This window comes from Bradyrhizobium sp. (assembly GCF_052389815.1).
GTDB lineage: Bacteria > Pseudomonadota > Alphaproteobacteria > Rhizobiales > Xanthobacteraceae > Bradyrhizobium.
In genome coordinates this window covers 1-15,600 of record NZ_JBQTHN010000171.1, presented here as the reverse complement: position 1 = coordinate 15,600, position 15,600 = coordinate 1, and the positions used below count along the sequence as shown (strand labels likewise).

Annotated in this window: 17 protein-coding genes; 9 read left to right on the top strand and 8 right to left on the bottom strand. The window is 65.5% G+C overall.

Annotation, left to right across the window (positions count from 1 at the left end; all coding sequences use genetic code 11):
* Positions 1–423: 423 nt before the first annotated feature.
* The 3 genes from ACT4OC_RS25335 (at position 424) to ACT4OC_RS25325 (ending at position 3,435) form a co-directional block, all read left to right on the top strand.
* A complete protein-coding gene (locus tag ACT4OC_RS25335; protein ID WP_444841784.1) occupies positions 424–1,470 on the top strand; it encodes a PrsW family glutamic-type intramembrane protease in 1,047 nt (348 codons plus the stop codon).
* A 52-nt stretch (positions 1,471–1,522) separates the two neighbouring features.
* A complete protein-coding gene (locus ACT4OC_RS25330) occupies positions 1,523–2,095 on the top strand; it encodes an HdeD family acid-resistance protein (RefSeq protein ID WP_444841783.1) in 573 nt (190 codons plus the stop codon).
* Between the two features lie 254 nt (positions 2,096–2,349).
* Positions 2,350–3,435, top strand: coding sequence for a 3-deoxy-7-phosphoheptulonate synthase (locus tag ACT4OC_RS25325; protein ID WP_444841782.1), 1,086 nt, complete (start codon positions 2,350–2,352; stop codon positions 3,433–3,435).
* Between the two features lie 41 nt (positions 3,436–3,476).
* Here ACT4OC_RS25325 and ACT4OC_RS25320 read toward each other — a convergent pair whose 3' ends face one another.
* The 4 genes from ACT4OC_RS25320 to epmA are packed head-to-tail and all read right to left on the bottom strand — an operon-like array spanning position 3,477 to position 6,111.
* On the bottom strand, positions 3,477–3,734 hold the full coding sequence (locus ACT4OC_RS25320; protein WP_444841781.1) for a hypothetical protein: 258 nt from the start codon (positions 3,732–3,734) through the stop codon (positions 3,477–3,479).
* Positions 3,735–3,764: 30 nt separating this feature from the next.
* Positions 3,765–3,965, bottom strand: a complete 201-nt coding sequence (locus ACT4OC_RS25315; protein ID WP_444841780.1) for a hypothetical protein — start codon at positions 3,963–3,965, stop codon at positions 3,765–3,767.
* The gene (locus ACT4OC_RS25310) at positions 3,962–5,059 is read right to left on the bottom strand and encodes a lysine-2,3-aminomutase-like protein (RefSeq protein WP_444841779.1); all 1,098 of its coding nucleotides are present in this window, start codon (positions 5,057–5,059) and stop codon (positions 3,962–3,964) included. The genes ACT4OC_RS25315 and ACT4OC_RS25310 overlap by 4 nt, the downstream gene beginning before the upstream one ends.
* Entirely contained in the window at positions 5,056–6,111 is a 1,056-nt protein-coding gene (gene epmA, locus ACT4OC_RS25305; RefSeq protein ID WP_444841778.1) for an EF-P lysine aminoacylase EpmA, read from the bottom strand. Before epmA ends, ACT4OC_RS25310 begins: the two co-directional genes overlap by 4 nt.
* Before the next feature lie 287 nt (positions 6,112–6,398).
* Between epmA and efp the strand changes: the two genes are divergently transcribed.
* Positions 6,399–6,965 (top strand): elongation factor P, encoded by a 567-nt coding sequence (efp, locus tag ACT4OC_RS25300; protein ID WP_444841777.1) that lies wholly within the window; start codon positions 6,399–6,401, stop codon positions 6,963–6,965.
* Between the two features lie 43 nt (positions 6,966–7,008).
* Positions 7,009–8,601, top strand: coding sequence for a M23 family peptidase (locus ACT4OC_RS25295; RefSeq protein ID WP_444841776.1), 1,593 nt, complete (start codon positions 7,009–7,011; stop codon positions 8,599–8,601).
* A gap of 124 nt (positions 8,602–8,725) precedes the next feature.
* Here ACT4OC_RS25295 and ACT4OC_RS25290 read toward each other — a convergent pair whose 3' ends face one another.
* Positions 8,726–9,202, bottom strand: a complete 477-nt coding sequence (locus tag ACT4OC_RS25290; protein WP_444841775.1) for a carboxymuconolactone decarboxylase family protein — start codon at positions 9,200–9,202, stop codon at positions 8,726–8,728.
* A 50-nt stretch (positions 9,203–9,252) separates the two neighbouring features.
* Here ACT4OC_RS25290 and ACT4OC_RS25285 point away from each other — a divergent pair, with 50 nt between their 5' ends.
* From ACT4OC_RS25285 to ACT4OC_RS25270, 4 genes are all read left to right on the top strand, one after another.
* Entirely contained in the window at positions 9,253–9,846 is a 594-nt protein-coding gene (locus tag ACT4OC_RS25285) for a MarR family winged helix-turn-helix transcriptional regulator (RefSeq protein WP_444841774.1), read from the top strand.
* Between the two features lie 23 nt (positions 9,847–9,869).
* Positions 9,870–10,334 carry a DUF2269 family protein gene (locus ACT4OC_RS25280; protein WP_444841773.1) on the top strand — a complete coding sequence of 155 codons (465 nt, stop codon included), beginning with the start codon at positions 9,870–9,872 and terminating at the stop codon, positions 10,332–10,334.
* A 61-nt stretch (positions 10,335–10,395) separates the two neighbouring features.
* Positions 10,396–11,622 carry a lytic murein transglycosylase gene (locus tag ACT4OC_RS25275; protein WP_444841772.1) on the top strand — a complete coding sequence of 409 codons (1,227 nt, stop codon included), beginning with the start codon at positions 10,396–10,398 and terminating at the stop codon, positions 11,620–11,622.
* A 48-nt stretch (positions 11,623–11,670) separates the two neighbouring features.
* Positions 11,671–11,976, top strand: a complete 306-nt coding sequence (locus ACT4OC_RS25270) for a hypothetical protein (RefSeq protein ID WP_444841771.1) — start codon at positions 11,671–11,673, stop codon at positions 11,974–11,976.
* A gap of 72 nt (positions 11,977–12,048) precedes the next feature.
* Here the strand turns inward: ACT4OC_RS25270 and ACT4OC_RS25265 are convergent, their stop codons facing one another.
* The 3 genes from ACT4OC_RS25265 to ACT4OC_RS25255 are packed head-to-tail and all read right to left on the bottom strand — an operon-like array spanning position 12,049 to position 15,545.
* On the bottom strand, positions 12,049–12,897 hold the full coding sequence (locus ACT4OC_RS25265) for a glucose 1-dehydrogenase (RefSeq protein ID WP_444841770.1): 849 nt from the start codon (positions 12,895–12,897) through the stop codon (positions 12,049–12,051).
* Between the two features lie 26 nt (positions 12,898–12,923).
* Positions 12,924–14,765, bottom strand: coding sequence for a single-stranded-DNA-specific exonuclease RecJ (gene recJ, locus ACT4OC_RS25260; RefSeq protein WP_444841769.1), 1,842 nt, complete (start codon positions 14,763–14,765; stop codon positions 12,924–12,926).
* A gap of 60 nt (positions 14,766–14,825) precedes the next feature.
* Positions 14,826–15,545 carry a haloacid dehalogenase type II gene (locus ACT4OC_RS25255; RefSeq protein WP_444841768.1) on the bottom strand — a complete coding sequence of 240 codons (720 nt, stop codon included), beginning with the start codon at positions 15,543–15,545 and terminating at the stop codon, positions 14,826–14,828.
* Positions 15,546–15,600 lie beyond the last annotated feature (55 nt).

Below are 15,600 nucleotides of genomic sequence, written 5' to 3'. Positions count from 1 at the left end.
GATCAGCCCCGACGCGCCTCAGCCTGGCAGCGTGCTCGGAGCCGTCAAGGACAAGCCCTTGCGGGCGCGCAAGCGCGCGTCCTTGACCGCTCCTGCGCGCGCCGCCACCGAGATTGCGCGGGTCGGGACGGAGAAACGGGCTTCAAGTCGAACAAAGAAACCGGCAAGGAGGGCTAACCCGACCGCAATATCCATGGCATGACCAAGCCGGCGGAGCCGTCCACGCCTTCTGGCTCCGCCGAAAAACTCAACAACGAAGGCGACAGATTACGAGCTACAAAAATACGACAACTTCACCCGCTACGGACAGTGTGGCAACGGCCGGTTTCGCCCGCCAAGAACCGTCCGCGGCGCGCGGCCGCACGCCCGGACCGGAGCGCGGCGGTGGATAACAATGCAAATCTGGCCTATCTGCGTGGCGTGATGTTGCTTCTCGAATCCCTCCCCACCGTGATCGGCACCGCTGCGGTTGCGCCTGCGCTGCTGTTCCTGTGGCTGGTGATTGCGACCGACGAGCGGCCGGGTCCGCCGCTACGGGTCTGGTCCGCCTTCTTCCTCGGCGCAGCCTCCATCTCGCTGCTCGGTCTTGCCCGCGCCCCGTTCGCCAAGATCGTGCTGGCGGGCGCCGATCATCCCTCGCTCGGCCTGGTGCTGCATTCGCTGCTCGGCGTCGCCGCGCCAGAGGAGATCGTGAAGGTGCTGGTGATCGTCGCGGTTGGCCTGCGCAACCGCAGCCGCGGCGTCGATCCCATGGACACCGTGGTCTATGGCGCGGCGGCCGGCCTCGGCTTTGCTGCCTACGAAAACCTCGCCTACCTCGTGCAGCATTCCGAGATCTGGCGCTCGCTGGCGGCGCTGCGCAGCGTGCTGACGGTGCCCTTCCATGGCGCGCTCGGCATCATCGCGGGGGCGTATCTGGCGATCGCGCGCTCCGGCACGGCGCTCGGCGCCAACCGGCACAACCGCGACTGGGCGCGGATCTCGAGCTGGGCGCTGGTGCTGCTCGGACCGATCGGCCTGCATGCGGCGTTCGATTTTCCCCTGCTGATGTTGCAGCAGAATCCGGACTTGCCTTCCACCACGCGGATGCTGCTCGGCGCCACCAGCATCCTGATCGGCTTTTCCTCGATCGGCTTTGCCATCCGCCTGGTGCGACGCGTCGGCCGCCACCATGCGCCGCGCACGGAAGTGGCGCGCGAGCGGCTGAGCCAGCTGCGGCGGATGTGGGCGCTGCTGGTGTTCGGCGGCGGCGCGGGGTTTGCCGGCCTCGCCTTCCTGCTCGGCGCCGCGCACCGCTGGCTGATCAATCCCGACCGCAACATGAGCGTGCTCACCGGCTCCGTCGGGCTGATCGCCATCGTGATCGGGGTTGCGCTGCTCATCGCCACCACCGCCGTCTATTTCCTCGGCCGCAACCGGATGCGCGCCATCTCGGATGGATTCTCGTCAATGTCCGGACACGGCGGCTGACCGGGATGCCGGCCAGCACTATATTGAAGCAACATTGTCGAGAGTATCGTCCATGACCCTTCCCCACGATCTCAACGAATTGCAGGCCAGGATGCGCGACGCGATGCGGGCGCATTGGAAAGTGTTTCTGTTCGAAGGCATCCTGCTTGCCGTCATGGGCCTCGCCGCATTGATCCTGCCGCAGCTCGCGGGGCTTGCGGTGACGATCCTGCTGGGCTGGCTGTTCCTGATCGCGGGCATCGGCGGACTGATCGTGACCTTCTGGGCGCGCGAGATGCCGGGTTTCTGGTGGTCGCTGATCTCGGCGGCACTGGCGGTGCTCGCGGGCCTGCTCCTGCTGGCGCGGCCGATGCAGGGCGTGTTGACGCTCACCATCGTGGTCGGCGCCTACTTCCTGGCCGAAGGCGCCGCAACCATCCTCTATGCGCTGGAGCATCGCCGCGAATTGTCCGAGCGCTGGTCGTGGCTGTTGATCGGCGGCGCGATGGACATCGTCATCGCCGGCCTGATCGTCGCGGGCCTGCCCGGCTCGGCGGAGTGGGCGATCGGCCTTCTGGCCGGGCTCAACATGCTGTTCGGCGGGTCGACGCTGATCGGCATGGCGCTGGCGGCACGAAAGGCCTGATACCGTTTGGCAACACTCATCATGCGATCGCGAGATTGGGGGATGACAAGCGCGCCCGGCTAGGCTACATGCCCAGCCATGATCAACCGCGCCACCAGCTATTTTTGGTATTTTAGCTACGACAGCTCGCTGGCGGTGGGAGGATCGCGCGCACTCTGAGAACAGAAGTTGCAGCCCAAGTCCGAACAAGCCGCCAGACCTGGCGGCTTTTTGTTTGGCCGGCAGGTCCTCGAAACCACAAGAGGAACTTCGCCATGTTGAGTACCACCGACGATCTTCGCATCCGTGAGCTCAAGGAGCTCAGTACCCCCGAGCAGGTGATGCGCGAGGTTCCGCGCACGCTGACCGCAACCCGCGTCGTGATGGCCGCGCGCAACGCCATCCATGCCATCCTGAACGGCACCGATGAGCGGCTATTGGTCGTGGTCGGCCCCTGCTCGATCCACGATCCCGCCGCCGCGGTCGATTATGCGGAGCGGCTCGCCACCTTGCGCGAGCGCCTGGCCGACCGGCTGGAAATCGTGATGCGCGTCTATTTCGAGAAGCCGCGCACCACCGTCGGCTGGAAGGGCCTGATCAACGACCCCGATCTGGACGGCAGCTTCAACATCAACAAGGGCCTCAGCCTCGCCCGCAACGTGCTCTCCGCCGTCAACAATCTCGGCCTGCCCGCCGGCACCGAATTCCTGGACATGACGACGCCGCAATATATTGCCGACCTCGTCGGCTGGGCCGCCATCGGCGCGCGCACCACGGAAAGCCAGATCCATCGCGAGCTGGCGTCGGGCCTGTCGTGCCCGGTCGGGTTCAAGAACGGCACCGACGGCAATGTGCGCATCGCGGCCGATGCGGTGAAGTCGGCCTCGCATCCGCATCATTTCATGGCGGTGACCAAGGGCGGCCGGTCGGCGATCGCGGCAACCGCCGGCAACGAGGACTGCCACATCATCCTGCGCGGCGGCAGCCAGCCGAACTACGATGCCGGGAGCGTCGAGGCGGCGGCGGCCGATCTGGCGAAAGCGGGCGTCAAGCCGCGCATCATGATCGACACCAGCCACGCCAACAGCAGCAAGAAGCCGGAGAACCAGCCGCTGGTCGTCGCCGACATCGCGCGGCAGGTGGCCGCGGGCGAACGCCGCATCATGGGTGTGATGATCGAGAGCCACCTGGTGGCCGGCCGGCAGGACGTAGCGGCTGGCAAGCCGCTCACCTACGGGCAGAGCATCACCGATGGCTGCATCGATTGGGAGACGACCGTCACCGCTCTGGAGGAACTGGCCGATGCGGTCGAGGCGCGAGGCAGCGTGCGCGGACGCCGCCTCGGCGAATTGTCGGCGTAAGGGGAATGGAGAGCGGGGCGCGGCGTGCGCGCCCTGCCAGATCAGCAGCCGCGGCAGATGCCCTTGAGCTTCTTGTCGAGCAAGGCGTTCTCCTTGGCAAGAGGATCGTTCGGGTTGTTGAGATTGTATCTCTCGTCCGGGACGTCGGCCGCGCGCGGCTGGCGGTGGCCCACCGGCGCCGGCGGCACGCCGGTCCCCGTTGGATTCTTCACCGCGGTCGACGTGCCGCCGGTCTGGGCAAAGCCGCCGGGAATGCCGATCAAGAGCACCAGTGCCACCGACAGAAGGACTTCACGCATCTCGCTTCTCCCGCATTTTCTTCAACCTGTTCATCGCGTCCGTTCGGGCACGTCGATTGTCGCACAGTTTCGCCGTCCCTGGGCCGCGCAATCCTGCGCCTTTCGCACGTCGGCCATGGTTCCAAGCAACCAGATCCCCGCCGCCACCAGTACGACGAAAAATCCCGCCAGCACCGCATTCTCGACGGTGCGATTGCCCTGTTCCGGCGGCTCCTCTCCCTTGTCCGTCATGGCAACCGCGGCGGCGGATAGAGATGGACCTCGCCGCAATAATCGACCACGCAGTAGCGTGTTTCGGCAAGTTTATCACGTTGCTGCGAGTCCGGCTGCGACAAATAGCTCGGCCCGACCGGCGCCTTGCCATGACCGCCCGGGATATCCAGCACATATTCCGGCTGGCACAGGCCCGAGACGCGCCCGCGCAAGCCGCGCATCAGTTCCTGCCCATGATTGATCGTGGTGCGCAGATGTGCGGTGCCCGGCGCGAGATCGCCGTGATGCAGATAATATGGCTTGATCCTGAGCTCGACGAAGGTACGCATCAATGCTTCCAGCGTCGCGGCATCATCGTTGACGCCCCGCAGCAGCACGGACTGGCTGACCAGCGGAATGCCGGCGTCGGCGAGCCGCGCGCAGGCCGCGCGCGCGGCATCGGAAAACTCGCGCGGGTGGTTGGCATGAACGGCGATCCACGTCGTCGCGCCGTCGACCTTGAGCGCCGACACCATTTCCGCGCTCACCCGCGCGGGATCGGCGACGGGCACGCGGGTATGAATGCGGATGATCCTGACGTGATCGATCGCGGCGAGGTCGGCCATGATTTCGGCGAGCCGGCGTGGCGACAGCATCAGCGGGTCACCACCGGTCACGATCACTTCCCAGATTTCGCTGTCGCGCCGGATATAGTCGAGCGCGGCGCGATAGGCGTCATCGGTCAGCGCATTCGGCTTGCCCGGTCCGACCATCTCGCGGCGGAAGCAGAAGCGGCAATAGACCGCGCAGACATGTACCAGTTTGAACAGCACGCGGTCGGGATAGCGGTGCACGATCCCCGGAACCGGCGAGTGCACATCATCGCCGATCGGATCGGCACTCTCACCTGGCGCTGCGACCAGTTCCTGCGCGCTCGGGATGAACTGCCGCGCAATCGGGTCGGCCGGATCGTCCGGATCGATAAGCGCAGCGATCTCCGGCGTCACCGCAATGGCGTAGCGCGCGGCAACCTTCTCGAGCTCCGCCAGCGCAGAGGCTGGCGCAAGCCCGCGCGCGATCAGCTCGGCCGGCTGGCGCAAGGTAGCTAGCAGCTTGGGGTCGATCCTGTTCATGCCTCTCCCGCCGGCGGCGTCCATACCACCTGTTCGATCCTCGGCGCGCCGCTCGCCAGCATCACCAGCCGGTCGAAGCCGAGCGCGACGCCGCTCGCCTCGGGCATATGGGCTACCGCAGCCAGAAATTCATCGTCCAGCGGATAGCGCTCGCCGTAGCGGCGCTCCTTCTCGTCCATCGAGGCGGTGAAACGATGGCGCTGTTCGACCGGATCGGTCAGTTCGCCAAAGCCGTTGGCAAGCTCGACGCCGCAGGCATAGAGCTCGAACCGCTCGGCGACGCGCGGATCGGACGGTTTGGTCCGCGCCAGCGCCGCCTCCGGCGCCGGATACTCGAACAGCAGCGTGAGCCGCCCCAGTCCCAGATGAGGTTCGACGTGCTCGACCAGAACCTTGCTGAAGATGTCCGACCAGGTGTCGTCGTCGGCCACGCGCACGCGGTCCTTGGCTGCCGCCGCCAGCGCCGGACGATCGCCCTCGCCGCCCATGATCGTCGCAAGCAGGTCGATGCCCGCAAAGCGCTCGAAGGCGGAAGCCACGGTGAGGAGTTCCGGCTCGGCGAAGGGATCGCAGTGCCTGCCGCGAAACGAGAAGCTGCCGATGCCGGTCGCCTGCGCGGCGTGCGCGATCACCACGACCGCATCGGCCATGATGGCGTCATAGTGGGCATTGGCGCGGTACCATTCCAGCATGGTGAACTCGGGCAAATGCAGGTCGCCGCGCTCGTGATCGCGGAACACCCGCGCGAACTCGAATATCTTCTGCTCGCCGGCGGCGAGCAGCTTCTTGCACGCAAATTCGGGCGACGTGCGCATGTACCGGGTCATCCGGCTGCCGTCGGCGCGAATGAGCTCGGTCCGCGGCGCGTGAAGGTGCGTTTCATTACCGGGCGAGACCTGCAGGATGCCGGTCTCGACCTCGGCAAATCCCTGCTCTTCGAACCAGGCCCGGATCGCCCGGGTGATTTCCCGGCGCGCCAGCAGGAACGGCCGGCGATCGGCATGCCGCGCCGACGACCACCAGGGCGACGGCTGGTCGGGCCCGGCCTTCATCGGTCGATCCCGGCGAAGCCAGCGCGAGCCGGGTCCATGCAATCAATGAAATCTATTCTGTATATCATTGATATCGTTTAATTTTGCACACGCAAGCGGCAACCGAGCAACGTCGGCCCAGCTTTGGGCCTTCATGTCCAAAGACTCGCGGCTTGTCCATGTCTCTCCGCCGGAAAAGGGTGGCATCTGCAGGCCAAATCAGTATGTTGCGCCCCGAAACCGCCTCCCTCGGCCATGGGCAGACCTGCCCGGATCGGCCGGAGGCCAGCAATTCGGGAAAAATAGCTTTGAGAGTCATCGCCAGTTCCATCCGCAAGGGCAACATCATCGAGCAGGACGGCAAGCTCTACGTCGTCCTCAGCGCCGAAAACATCCATCCCGGCAAGGGAACCCCGGTCAGCCAGATCGAAATGCGCCGAATCGGCGACGGCGTGAAGGTGTCCGAGCGCTACAAGACCACCGACCAGGTCGAAAAGGCCACCGTCGAGGACCGCAACTTCAATTATTTGTATGAAGATGCCGACGGCTTCCACTTCATGAATGCCGAAACCTATGACCAGATCCAGGTGGCGAAGGACATCGTCGGCAGTTCCGCGCCGTACCTTCAGGAGAACATGACCGTCAAGGTCTCGATGCACGAGATGAACCCGGTCGCGATCACCCTGCCCCAGCGCGCGACGCTGGAGGTCGTGGAAACCGAGCCGGTGACCAAGGGCCAGACCGCATCGTCCTCCTACAAGCCGGCGATCCTCTCCAACGGCGTGCGCACCTCGGTGCCGCCGCATGTGGCCGCAGGGACACGGATCGTGGTCATGACGGAAGACGGGTCTTACGTCGAGCGCGCAAAGGACTAGACTGAGGCTCTCTTAAACAGGCAATCGCCGGGGGGCGAGGGAGTTGGGGAAGAGAGCTGACCGGTTCGTCCTGCGCCTGCTGGCAGTCTTTCTTCTGCAACTGGCCGGCGGCGGCCTTGCTGCGGCCGATCAATTCCACACCCCCTCGGTCTCGGCAATGCGCGTCGAATGGCGAACGGCGCTCGACCAGCTCCGCACCGAGGTGAGCCGCCAACCTGTCGCCGCCTCCACCCTCAGCTTTGCCATCCAGCAGCGCTACGCCGTTTCCGACCCGCGCTCGATGCCGGCGCTGGTGCAGCTCAACGCCATCACGTCGCAGATTTTCAACGGCATCGGCCGCAGTCCGATTCCGGTGCTGCTCCCGTTCGATGCGGCGGCCTGGCTCGAGGCGCGGCCGAACGGCGCTCCGGACGAAGGAAAGCTCGCGCGCTTTCAGGCTGAGTTCCGCACCGATCTCTTCCATGCGGGGCTCTCTGGCTATGACGCCACCTTCTCGCTGCCGCCGGCAACCGGCGAAGACCTGCCGCACCGGACCTTTGCGCGGCCGGTCGAGGTGCAGATCACGGGCTCGCTTCTGGTCTACGACCTCGCCGATCCCGCCGGCGGCAAGGGCGAACCGGTCAAATCGCTTGCCGCACAATTTCCCGACATGCGCCGCTTCATCCGGGAAGGCTACGTTCGCTACGCCTTCACGAAGTTCGGCGTGCCCTATGTGGTCTCGATCCAGTGCCTGGATTCGGCGCCGCGGGCGCGGCGGCTGGCGTGCCGCGAGGCCTATCCGATCGCGGAGCGCTTTCTGAAGGCGTTGCAGGTGGCCGGCGGCCTGCCCTCGCGGCCGCGCAAGAACATCGCCTCCCTCCGTGTCGAACGTCCGGTGGCGGCATCTGCCGAATTCACCTATCGCCCGAGCGGCGATATCATCGCAAAGACCGGATCGCGCCGGCAATCCGGCCACGCCGACAATACCGCCTATTCGCAGATCCGCTTTCCGCTGGTGCGCGTCCCCGTCGCGATCCGCTCGCAATCCTTTGCCCGCCGCGACAAGACCAGGCTGATCGCCGGCACCTATCCCTGGCGCGACAATTTCTGCGAAGCGCGCAGCTTCAACGTCGGCCAGTGCGCCAGCGGCTTCGGCCACCAGGGGCAGGACCTTCGGCCGCGGCCCTGCTCCGCCGAGGAGAGTGCCGAAGGCTGCGACGACAAGCGGCAGGCGATCGTCGCCGTGCGCGACGGCGTGGTGATCCGCGCGCCCAAGCAGCAGGCGGCGACGCTGCAGGTCAATACCCGCACCGAGCACATCCGCTTCCGCTACATGCACATGAACCCATCGGCGATGGACGCCGACGGCCTGCTCAACGGGCGCCGCCTTATCGAAGGCGAGCCGATCGGCGTGGTCTCGAACTATCTCGACCGTCCCAACGGCACCAGCCGGCATCTGCATTTCGACGTGCAGGTGTTCACGCGCGACGGCTGGCTCTGGGTCAATCCTTACACGACGCTGGTGTCGGCCTATGAGCGGCTGATCGGCGGCCGCGGCCGCAGGATCGGCAACGAGCCGGTGACCGCCGCGGCCGTCGCGCAAGCGCTGCCGGCGGAGGCCAGCCGGCCCGGAGCGCGGGAGGCCGGCGCGAACTAGACCGGTCAGGCCGATTGTCCGCTTTGCCCGACGAAGGCACGGAACATTTCCGCCCCGACCAAAATATCGAAAACAACCCCATGCAAAGTAGCGACGGTGTGGGCAAGACGCTCCAAGTGCTAGTTCAGCCCGCCGCCGCGCCCACCTTCTGCCGGGCCGGCGGGGTCCAGCGATAGGCGGCGCCGAACCGGTTCCAGGTGTTGATCGCCGCGACCGCCGAGGTCAGGTACATCAATTCCTTCTCGTTGAACTCGGCGCTGGCCTGCGCAAAGACTTCGTCGCTGACCCCGTTGGGCAATACTGTCAGCGCTTCCGTCCAGGCCAGCGCGGCGCGCTCGCGCGCCGAGAACTGCGGCGCCTCGCGCCACACCGCCACGAGATTGATCTTGTCGGCGGCCATGCCGAGCTTTTCGGATTGCAGGATGTGAAATTGCAGGCAGAAGGCGCAGCCGTTGATCTGCGACGCCCGTATCTTGATCAGCTCGAGCAGCTGCTTGTCGATGCCTGCCTTGGCGGCGATCGCGCTCAGCTCGCGGACGGCGGCGAAGGCATCGGGGGCCAGCTTCTGGAAATCCGTGTATTCACTCCGGGCATGTGACATCGACAATACCTCATGTTATCAGTGCTCTGATTTATTATAAGAGCTCTTATATGCCTCGCAAGCCCGCACCAGCTGCGGTCCGGAAATCGCGACCGAAGCCGCCGCCGCCAAAGCCGAAGAAGCGCGACGGGCGCCGGCCTGCCGGATCGGCTTCGCGGAACCGATCCGGGGCCACGGCCAAGTCCGCCATCCTCCCCCCGCCGCCCGGCCAGGGCAAGCGCGGCGAGCAGGGTTATCTCGCCTATCTGCTGCGCCAGGCACAGGCCGCCAGCCGCCTGTCGATGGAGCGTGCGCTTGCGAGCCTCAAGGTGACCCCGCCGCAATTCGTCGTGCTGACGATGCTGCGCGCCTATCCCGGCCTGTCGGGCGCGGAACTGGCGCGCGTGGCGCTGCTGACACCGCAGACCGTCGGCGTCATCATCCGCAACCTCGAGCGATCAGGCGCCATCGCCAGGACGCCGCATCCCGTGCACGGCCGGATGCTGCAGTGGACACTGACCCGCCGCGGCGTGCGGCTGCTGGACGGCTGCCGCCGTCATGCGCTCGCACTGGAGCGGCGGCTCGCGGCCGGGCTGAGCGCAAAATCGCAACGCATGGTGCGCCGCTGGCTGTCCAGAATCGCCACAGACTTGCAGGAAAGCTAGTTCCCCGCCGCTAGAGAGCTACAATGATCTATCCAACACTAAAATTGATCCACGTTTTGAGCTCTACAATTCTATTTGGTGGAGGTATTTTTGCTGCCTTGCTGGGTACAATCGTCTTTGGCTCCAGAAAAATGAAAGTAATTGCAGAAGTCGGGCCTCATATCGTCAAGGTTGAGTCTTACCTCACTATATTGTCCGCGCTTGCTCAAATCATCACCGGATTGTGGCTGGCATCGATAGCGGGATTTCCGGTTTTGACTGGATGGCTTGGGTGGGCCTCGTTACTATTTTGCATAGCTGCTGCTTGCTGGATCCTTGGTGTTTGGTTGCAGCATCGCATGGTCGAACTTTCCAAGACGGCTATTGAGACAAACTCGGAATTGCCCGCTGAGTACAATGAGCGATTCAAAAATTGGACGTTCTTGGGCCTCCCTTCAACGACAGCGATGCTTGGGATTTTCTATTTGATGGTATTCAAGTCAGCCTGAAAGTCTTCACGATCTGCCGCCGACCGCGGCCAAGCTGTTCATACGCCGCTAGACTGGCCCGATGAAACAACCTGATTCCCTGCTCTCGCCCACCCGCCGGACCCTGCTGCAGGCGGGTATTGGCGCGACCGCCCTCCTCGCGAGCCCTGCCCTTGCCGCGGCGCCGCCCGGCTTCGACCAATGGCGCGATTCTTTCCGCGCGCGCGCGCAAGGAAAGGGCATTTCGGACGCGACCTGGAACCGGGTGATGGGCCGCATCGAGCCCGACATGTCCGTGTTCAAGCAGTTCCGGAAGCAGCCGGAATTCCACGAGCAGGTCTGGCAATACATCAACCGCCGCGTCTCCGACTGGCGCATCACCAACGGCCGCGAGGCGCTGCGCAAGAACGAGGCGCTGTTCGCGCGCATCGAGCAGGATTTCGGCGTCGAGCGCGGCACTCTACTGGCGCTGTGGGGCGTCGAGTCCGCCTTCGGCGATCCGCTGGTGCAGCAGAACCACATGCGCCCGATTTTTCCCTCGCTTGCCGCGCTCGCCTGGAACGAGCCGCGCCGCAGGGCCTATTGGGAAACCGAGCTGATCAATGCGCTGCGCATCGTCGACCGCGGCTGGGGCACGCCGGAGGAAATGCGCGGCTCCTGGGCCGGTGCGATGGGCCACACGCAGTGGATGCCGGAAGTCTGGCTCAATGTCGGCATCGACTATGACCGCGACGGCAAGGTCTCGCCGTTCGGCAGGCCCGACGATGCGCTGGGATCGAGTGCGAAATACCTGCTCAATCGCGGCAAGTATCGTCGCGGCGAGCATTGGGGCTATGAGGTCCGCGGCGCGAGCGGCGCTTCCGGCAGCCGCAGCTATGCGGCGTGGCAAAGCGCCGGCGTCACCCGCGCCGACGGCAAGCCATTCCCGCAGCCGAACGCATCGGCGCAGATGTGGACGCCGGTCGCGGGCGGCCCGACGTTCCTGCTCGGCCCGAACTTCAATGCCGTGAAGAGCTACAATCCCTCGATGAACTACGCGCTTGCGATCTGCCATCTCGGCGACCGCATCCTGGGCGGGCCAACGTTCATCCAGCCGTTTCCCGGCTCCGAGCGCGCGCTGACGCTGGCCGAAATCCAGGAAATGCAGACGCGGCTGACCAAGGCCGGCTTCGACACCGGCGGCACCGACGGCCGCGTCGGCAACGACACCATGAAGGCCGTCAGGGATTATCAGACCAAGATGGGCCTGCTGCCCGCCGACGGCTATGGCGGCTTAAAGGTGCTGGCGCGGTTGCGGCAGGGCGGCTAGGTCATCGTCATTGCAGGGCGCGTCGAGCCCCTACCGGGTGATCGGAAGATGACAACAATGATGCAGCCAGCCATCGAACGCCTTGTCCAAACCGGCCCATTGCCGAGTTCAAATGCTGCAACTGTGCCGATGTTGCAGGACTTCAAGGCTTTGCTTGCCCAAGTGCAGACACCGATTACTGATAATGAGGCAAGGGCTTTGGTACAACTGTTCGGGCCGGATGATTGCTTCGGGCTTGCTTGGTCGCTGCTTCACCTGATTGAGACAGCTCCTGGCTGGCCAGTTGCAGATGCGCTCCATGGTCTAGATGGCCAATGGATCGATAGACTGAGAGAGCGAGCGTCGAGCGCGTAAAGCGCGAGCGAACCTGCCGCTCGCCCAGCTCTATACACCCATCCCTGCTCGGGGAAAGACACGCCGTCCAGCTTAGCTACCGAAATCCGGCATCGGATGCGCGGGCGCATCGGGCATGCGTAGAGCTCCGCCCGCATTCATGCCGCCGTCGATGACGAGCTCCGTTCCAGTCACGTAGCTCGATGCGTCCGACGCCAGGTACAGCACGCCCTGCGCGATCTCCATGGCATGGCCGGCGCGGCCGAACGGCGTCGCAAGCCGCGCCCGCTCTTCCGGATCGATCGGCGCGTTCTGGCCCTGTCCGGCCGCACCCGCCGGGATCTTGCCCCAGATCGGGGTGTCGATGATGCCGGGATGCACGGAGTTGACGCGCACGCCGTCGCCGAACGAGGCGCACTCCATCGCGATCGCCTTCGCGAACAACCGCACGCCGCCCTTGGTCGCGCAGTATCCGGCGAGCGACTGCGCGCCGCGCAGGCCCGCCAGCGACGACATCAGGACGATCGAACCGCCGCGGCCGCCCTTGCGCATCGCCGGCAGGCAGTGCTTCACCGACAGGAAGACGCCGTCGAGATTGATTGCGGTCTGGCGCCGCCAGTCCTCCAGCGTCATCTGCGTGATCGTGGGCACGCCGATGCCGATGCCGGCATTGGAGACGAGGATGTCGAGCCGGCCGTAGCGCTTGACGACTTCGGCCACGATCTCGGTCCAGCGCTCTTCGCTGGTGACGTCCTGATGCCAGAACGTCGCCTCGCCGCCCGCCTTCTTGATGCGGGCGACGAGTTCCGGACCGCGGAGGTCATCGACATCGGTGACCGCCACGGAGGCGCCCTCGCGCGCCAAGAGCTCGCAGACCGCCGCGCCGATACCCGATGCCCCGCCGGTGACCAGCGCGACCTTGCCTGCAACCTGCCCTGCCATGTTCACTCCCTGCACAACGTTTCTTGTTACCTGATCATCGCCGGCCCTTCGTCGGGCACCGCAACATCGGCCACACGCATTTGCACACGTTCGGCGCCCTGCCAACGGTCTACCGCGAGCGATCCCGCCACATGCAATTGCTGGCCGCGGTTCTGCACCAGCGCATGCCCGAGCTTTTGTCCCACGCTGCGGAATGCCATGGCGTTGACGATGGCGCCGTCGCCCGACTTGAAGCGCAACCGCAGATGCGCCTGGCCGACCTCGTCGGCGAACACGAGCTGGTGCGACGGCAGCGCGATCACCGGCTCCGGATTGCCGGCGCCGAACGGGCCGGCGCGGTTCAGGGTCTTGACGAATTCAGGCGTCACCGCCCGCGCACTGACCGCGCCGTCGATGAGGAGCTCGTTCTCGTGGCGGGAATTGGCGACGTCGGCGGCGAGCGCGCTCTCGATCCAGGCGCGGAATTCGGCCAGCCGTTCTTTCCGCAGTGTGACGCCCGCGGCCATGGCATGGCCGCCGCCCTTCATCAGCAGGCCGTCCCTCACTGCCTGCCGCACCGCCTTGCCGAGATCGACGCCGGAGATGGAGCGGCCGGAACCGGTGCCGATGCCGCCGGGCTCGAGCGCAATGGCAAAGGCGGGCCGCGCGAATTTTTCCTTCAACCGCGCGGCAACGAGGCCGACCACGCCGGGATGCCAGCCTTCGGACGCCGTGACGATGACGGCGCCTTTATCCTCAATGCCGAGGGAAGCAAGCGCCTCCGCCTCGGCCTGTGCCTCCGCGGCCTGCTCGATCAGGCGCCGCTCGCTGTTGAGACGGTCGAGCTCGGCCGCGATCCGCGCTGCTTCCGACACGTCGCCTTCCAGCAGCAGGCGCACGCCGAGATCGGCGCGGCCGATGCGGCCGCCGGCATTGATGCGCGGGCCCAGCATGAAGCCGAGATGCCAGGCTTCCGGCGGGCCGTTGAGACGGGAGACGTCCATCAGCGCAGTGTGGCCGACATGGTCGCGCCGCCGCATCGCGATCAGTCCCTTGGCGACGAAGGCGCGATTCAGCCCGGTGAGCGGCGCGACGTCGGCAACGGTGCCGAGCGCGACGTGATGCAGCATGCCTAGCAGGTCGGGTTCCGGCATCTCCGCGCTCCAGAAACCGCGCTGGCGCAATTCGCGATTGACCGCGACCAGCGTCACCAGCACGAGGCCGACGGCGGCGAGATAGCCGAGACCGGAGAGATCGTCCGGCCGGTTCGGGTTCACCAGCGCATCGACCTCGGGCAATTGCTCGCCGCATTGGTGATGGTCGATGACGACGACGGACATTCCGAGCTTCCTCGCTTCCGCCAGCGCTTCCAGGCTGGTGGTGCCGCAGTCCACGCTCACCAGCAGAGTCGCGCCCTTGCCTGCCAGCATGCGGACGGCTTCGGTGTTGGGGCCATAGCCTTCGAACAGCCGGTCGGGAATATGGATCAGCGGATCGAGCCCGCAGTGGCGGAGGTGCCAGGCGAGCAGTGCCGCCGAGGTGGCGCCGTCGACGTCGTAGTCGCCGAAGATCGCGACCTTCTCGCCACGGTCAGCGGCATCGGCGATACGCCTGGCGGCCGCCTCCATCTGCGTCACGGTGTAGGGATCGGGCATCAGCTTGCGGATGGTCGGATCGAGGAAATCCTCGACCGCATCGATCTCGACATCGCGGCCCGCCAGCACCCGCGCCAGCATTTCCGGCAGCTGGTAGCGCTGCACGATCGTCAGCGCCCGCGCCTGCCCGCGCGCATCGAGCCGGTCGCGCCAGAGCTTGCCGGTCGCGGATTTCGTGACACCGAGGAAGGCCTGCGGCGTCTCGAGCGGCAATGCGGATGCGGGAAGCGTCATGATGCTCTCTGAGCCAGGCACGAAGCACGACGCTTCAATGATTCGCCCGGCCGCGAACCGTTAGCAACCCATCCGGTCGGCTATCCCACCGAAATCCTTGGCCACGATGTCCCAGTCGCCGGTGGCCTCGAAATCCAGCTTCTGGTGCGGGCCGTATTCGGTCGGGCGCGCGACGAAGGCGGTTTTCAATCCGTTCTGCTGCGCAGCCTTGAGGTCGTTATTGTGCGCGGCCACCATCATCACTTCCTTCGGCGCGAGGCAGAGCAGCCTGGCCGCGCCGAGATAAGTCTCGGGATCCGGCTTGTAGTGCTCGAACAGCTCTGCCGACATGATGAGGTCCCACGGCATGCCGGCGAACTTCGCCATGTCGGTGAGCAGCGCGACATTGCCGTTGGACAGCGGCGAGATGATGTATTTGGTCTTCAGCCGCGCCAGGCCCGCATTGGTGTCGGGCCATGAATGCAGGCGGTGCCAGCCCATGGTGAGGTAATGCAGATCGGCGTCGGTGAGGCCCTTGATGCCGAGCTGCGCGACCAGCTTCTCCAGCGAGCGGCGATGCAGCACGTCGAGAATGACGTAGCCGTTCTGCGGATTCTTGCGCACCTCATCCATCGAGGCCATGTAGACGGCGCGCCAGCCGTCGACCAGCGCGGTCCAGTCCGCCTCGATGCCGCGGCTCGCAGACCATTTCGTGAAATCGTCGATCAGGCTGGTGCGCCAGTCGACGCAGGTGCCGAACACGTCGAAGACCAGCGCCTTCACCCCTGAAATATCCGACATGCGGGTTCCCTTTTCTTGTTGTCATTCCGGGGCGATGCGCAGCATCGAACCCGGG

What these genes read in the sequence shown, in the direction of transcription:
- ACT4OC_RS25335 (WP_444841784.1), top strand. Translation starts at nt 424, where the DNA reads ATGTTGCTTCTCGAATCCCTCCCCACCGTGATCGGCACCGCTGCGGTT.
- ACT4OC_RS25330 (WP_444841783.1), top strand. Translation starts at nt 1,523, where the DNA reads ATGACCCTTCCCCACGATCTCAACGAATTGCAGGCCAGGATGCGCGAC.
- ACT4OC_RS25325 (WP_444841782.1), top strand. Translation starts at nt 2,350, where the DNA reads ATGTTGAGTACCACCGACGATCTTCGCATCCGTGAGCTCAAGGAGCTC.
- ACT4OC_RS25320 (WP_444841781.1), bottom strand. Translation starts at nt 3,734, where the DNA reads ATGCGTGAAGTCCTTCTGTCGGTGGCACTGGTGCTCTTGATCGGCATT.
- ACT4OC_RS25315 (WP_444841780.1), bottom strand. Translation starts at nt 3,965, where the DNA reads ATGACGGACAAGGGAGAGGAGCCGCCGGAACAGGGCAATCGCACCGTC.
- ACT4OC_RS25310 (WP_444841779.1), bottom strand. Translation starts at nt 5,059, where the DNA reads ATGAACAGGATCGACCCCAAGCTGCTAGCTACCTTGCGCCAGCCGGCC.
- epmA (WP_444841778.1), bottom strand. Translation starts at nt 6,111, where the DNA reads ATGAAGGCCGGGCCCGACCAGCCGTCGCCCTGGTGGTCGTCGGCGCGG.
- ACT4OC_RS25290 (WP_444841775.1), bottom strand. Translation starts at nt 9,202, where the DNA reads ATGTCACATGCCCGGAGTGAATACACGGATTTCCAGAAGCTGGCCCCC.
- ACT4OC_RS25285 (WP_444841774.1), top strand. Translation starts at nt 9,253, where the DNA reads ATGCCTCGCAAGCCCGCACCAGCTGCGGTCCGGAAATCGCGACCGAAG.
- ACT4OC_RS25280 (WP_444841773.1), top strand. Translation starts at nt 9,870, where the DNA reads ATGATCTATCCAACACTAAAATTGATCCACGTTTTGAGCTCTACAATT.
- ACT4OC_RS25275 (WP_444841772.1), top strand. Translation starts at nt 10,396, where the DNA reads ATGAAACAACCTGATTCCCTGCTCTCGCCCACCCGCCGGACCCTGCTG.
- ACT4OC_RS25270 (WP_444841771.1), top strand. Translation starts at nt 11,671, where the DNA reads ATGACAACAATGATGCAGCCAGCCATCGAACGCCTTGTCCAAACCGGC.
- ACT4OC_RS25265 (WP_444841770.1), bottom strand. Translation starts at nt 12,897, where the DNA reads ATGGCAGGGCAGGTTGCAGGCAAGGTCGCGCTGGTCACCGGCGGGGCA.
- recJ (WP_444841769.1), bottom strand. Translation starts at nt 14,765, where the DNA reads ATGACGCTTCCCGCATCCGCATTGCCGCTCGAGACGCCGCAGGCCTTC.
- ACT4OC_RS25255 (WP_444841768.1), bottom strand. Translation starts at nt 15,545, where the DNA reads ATGTCGGATATTTCAGGGGTGAAGGCGCTGGTCTTCGACGTGTTCGGC.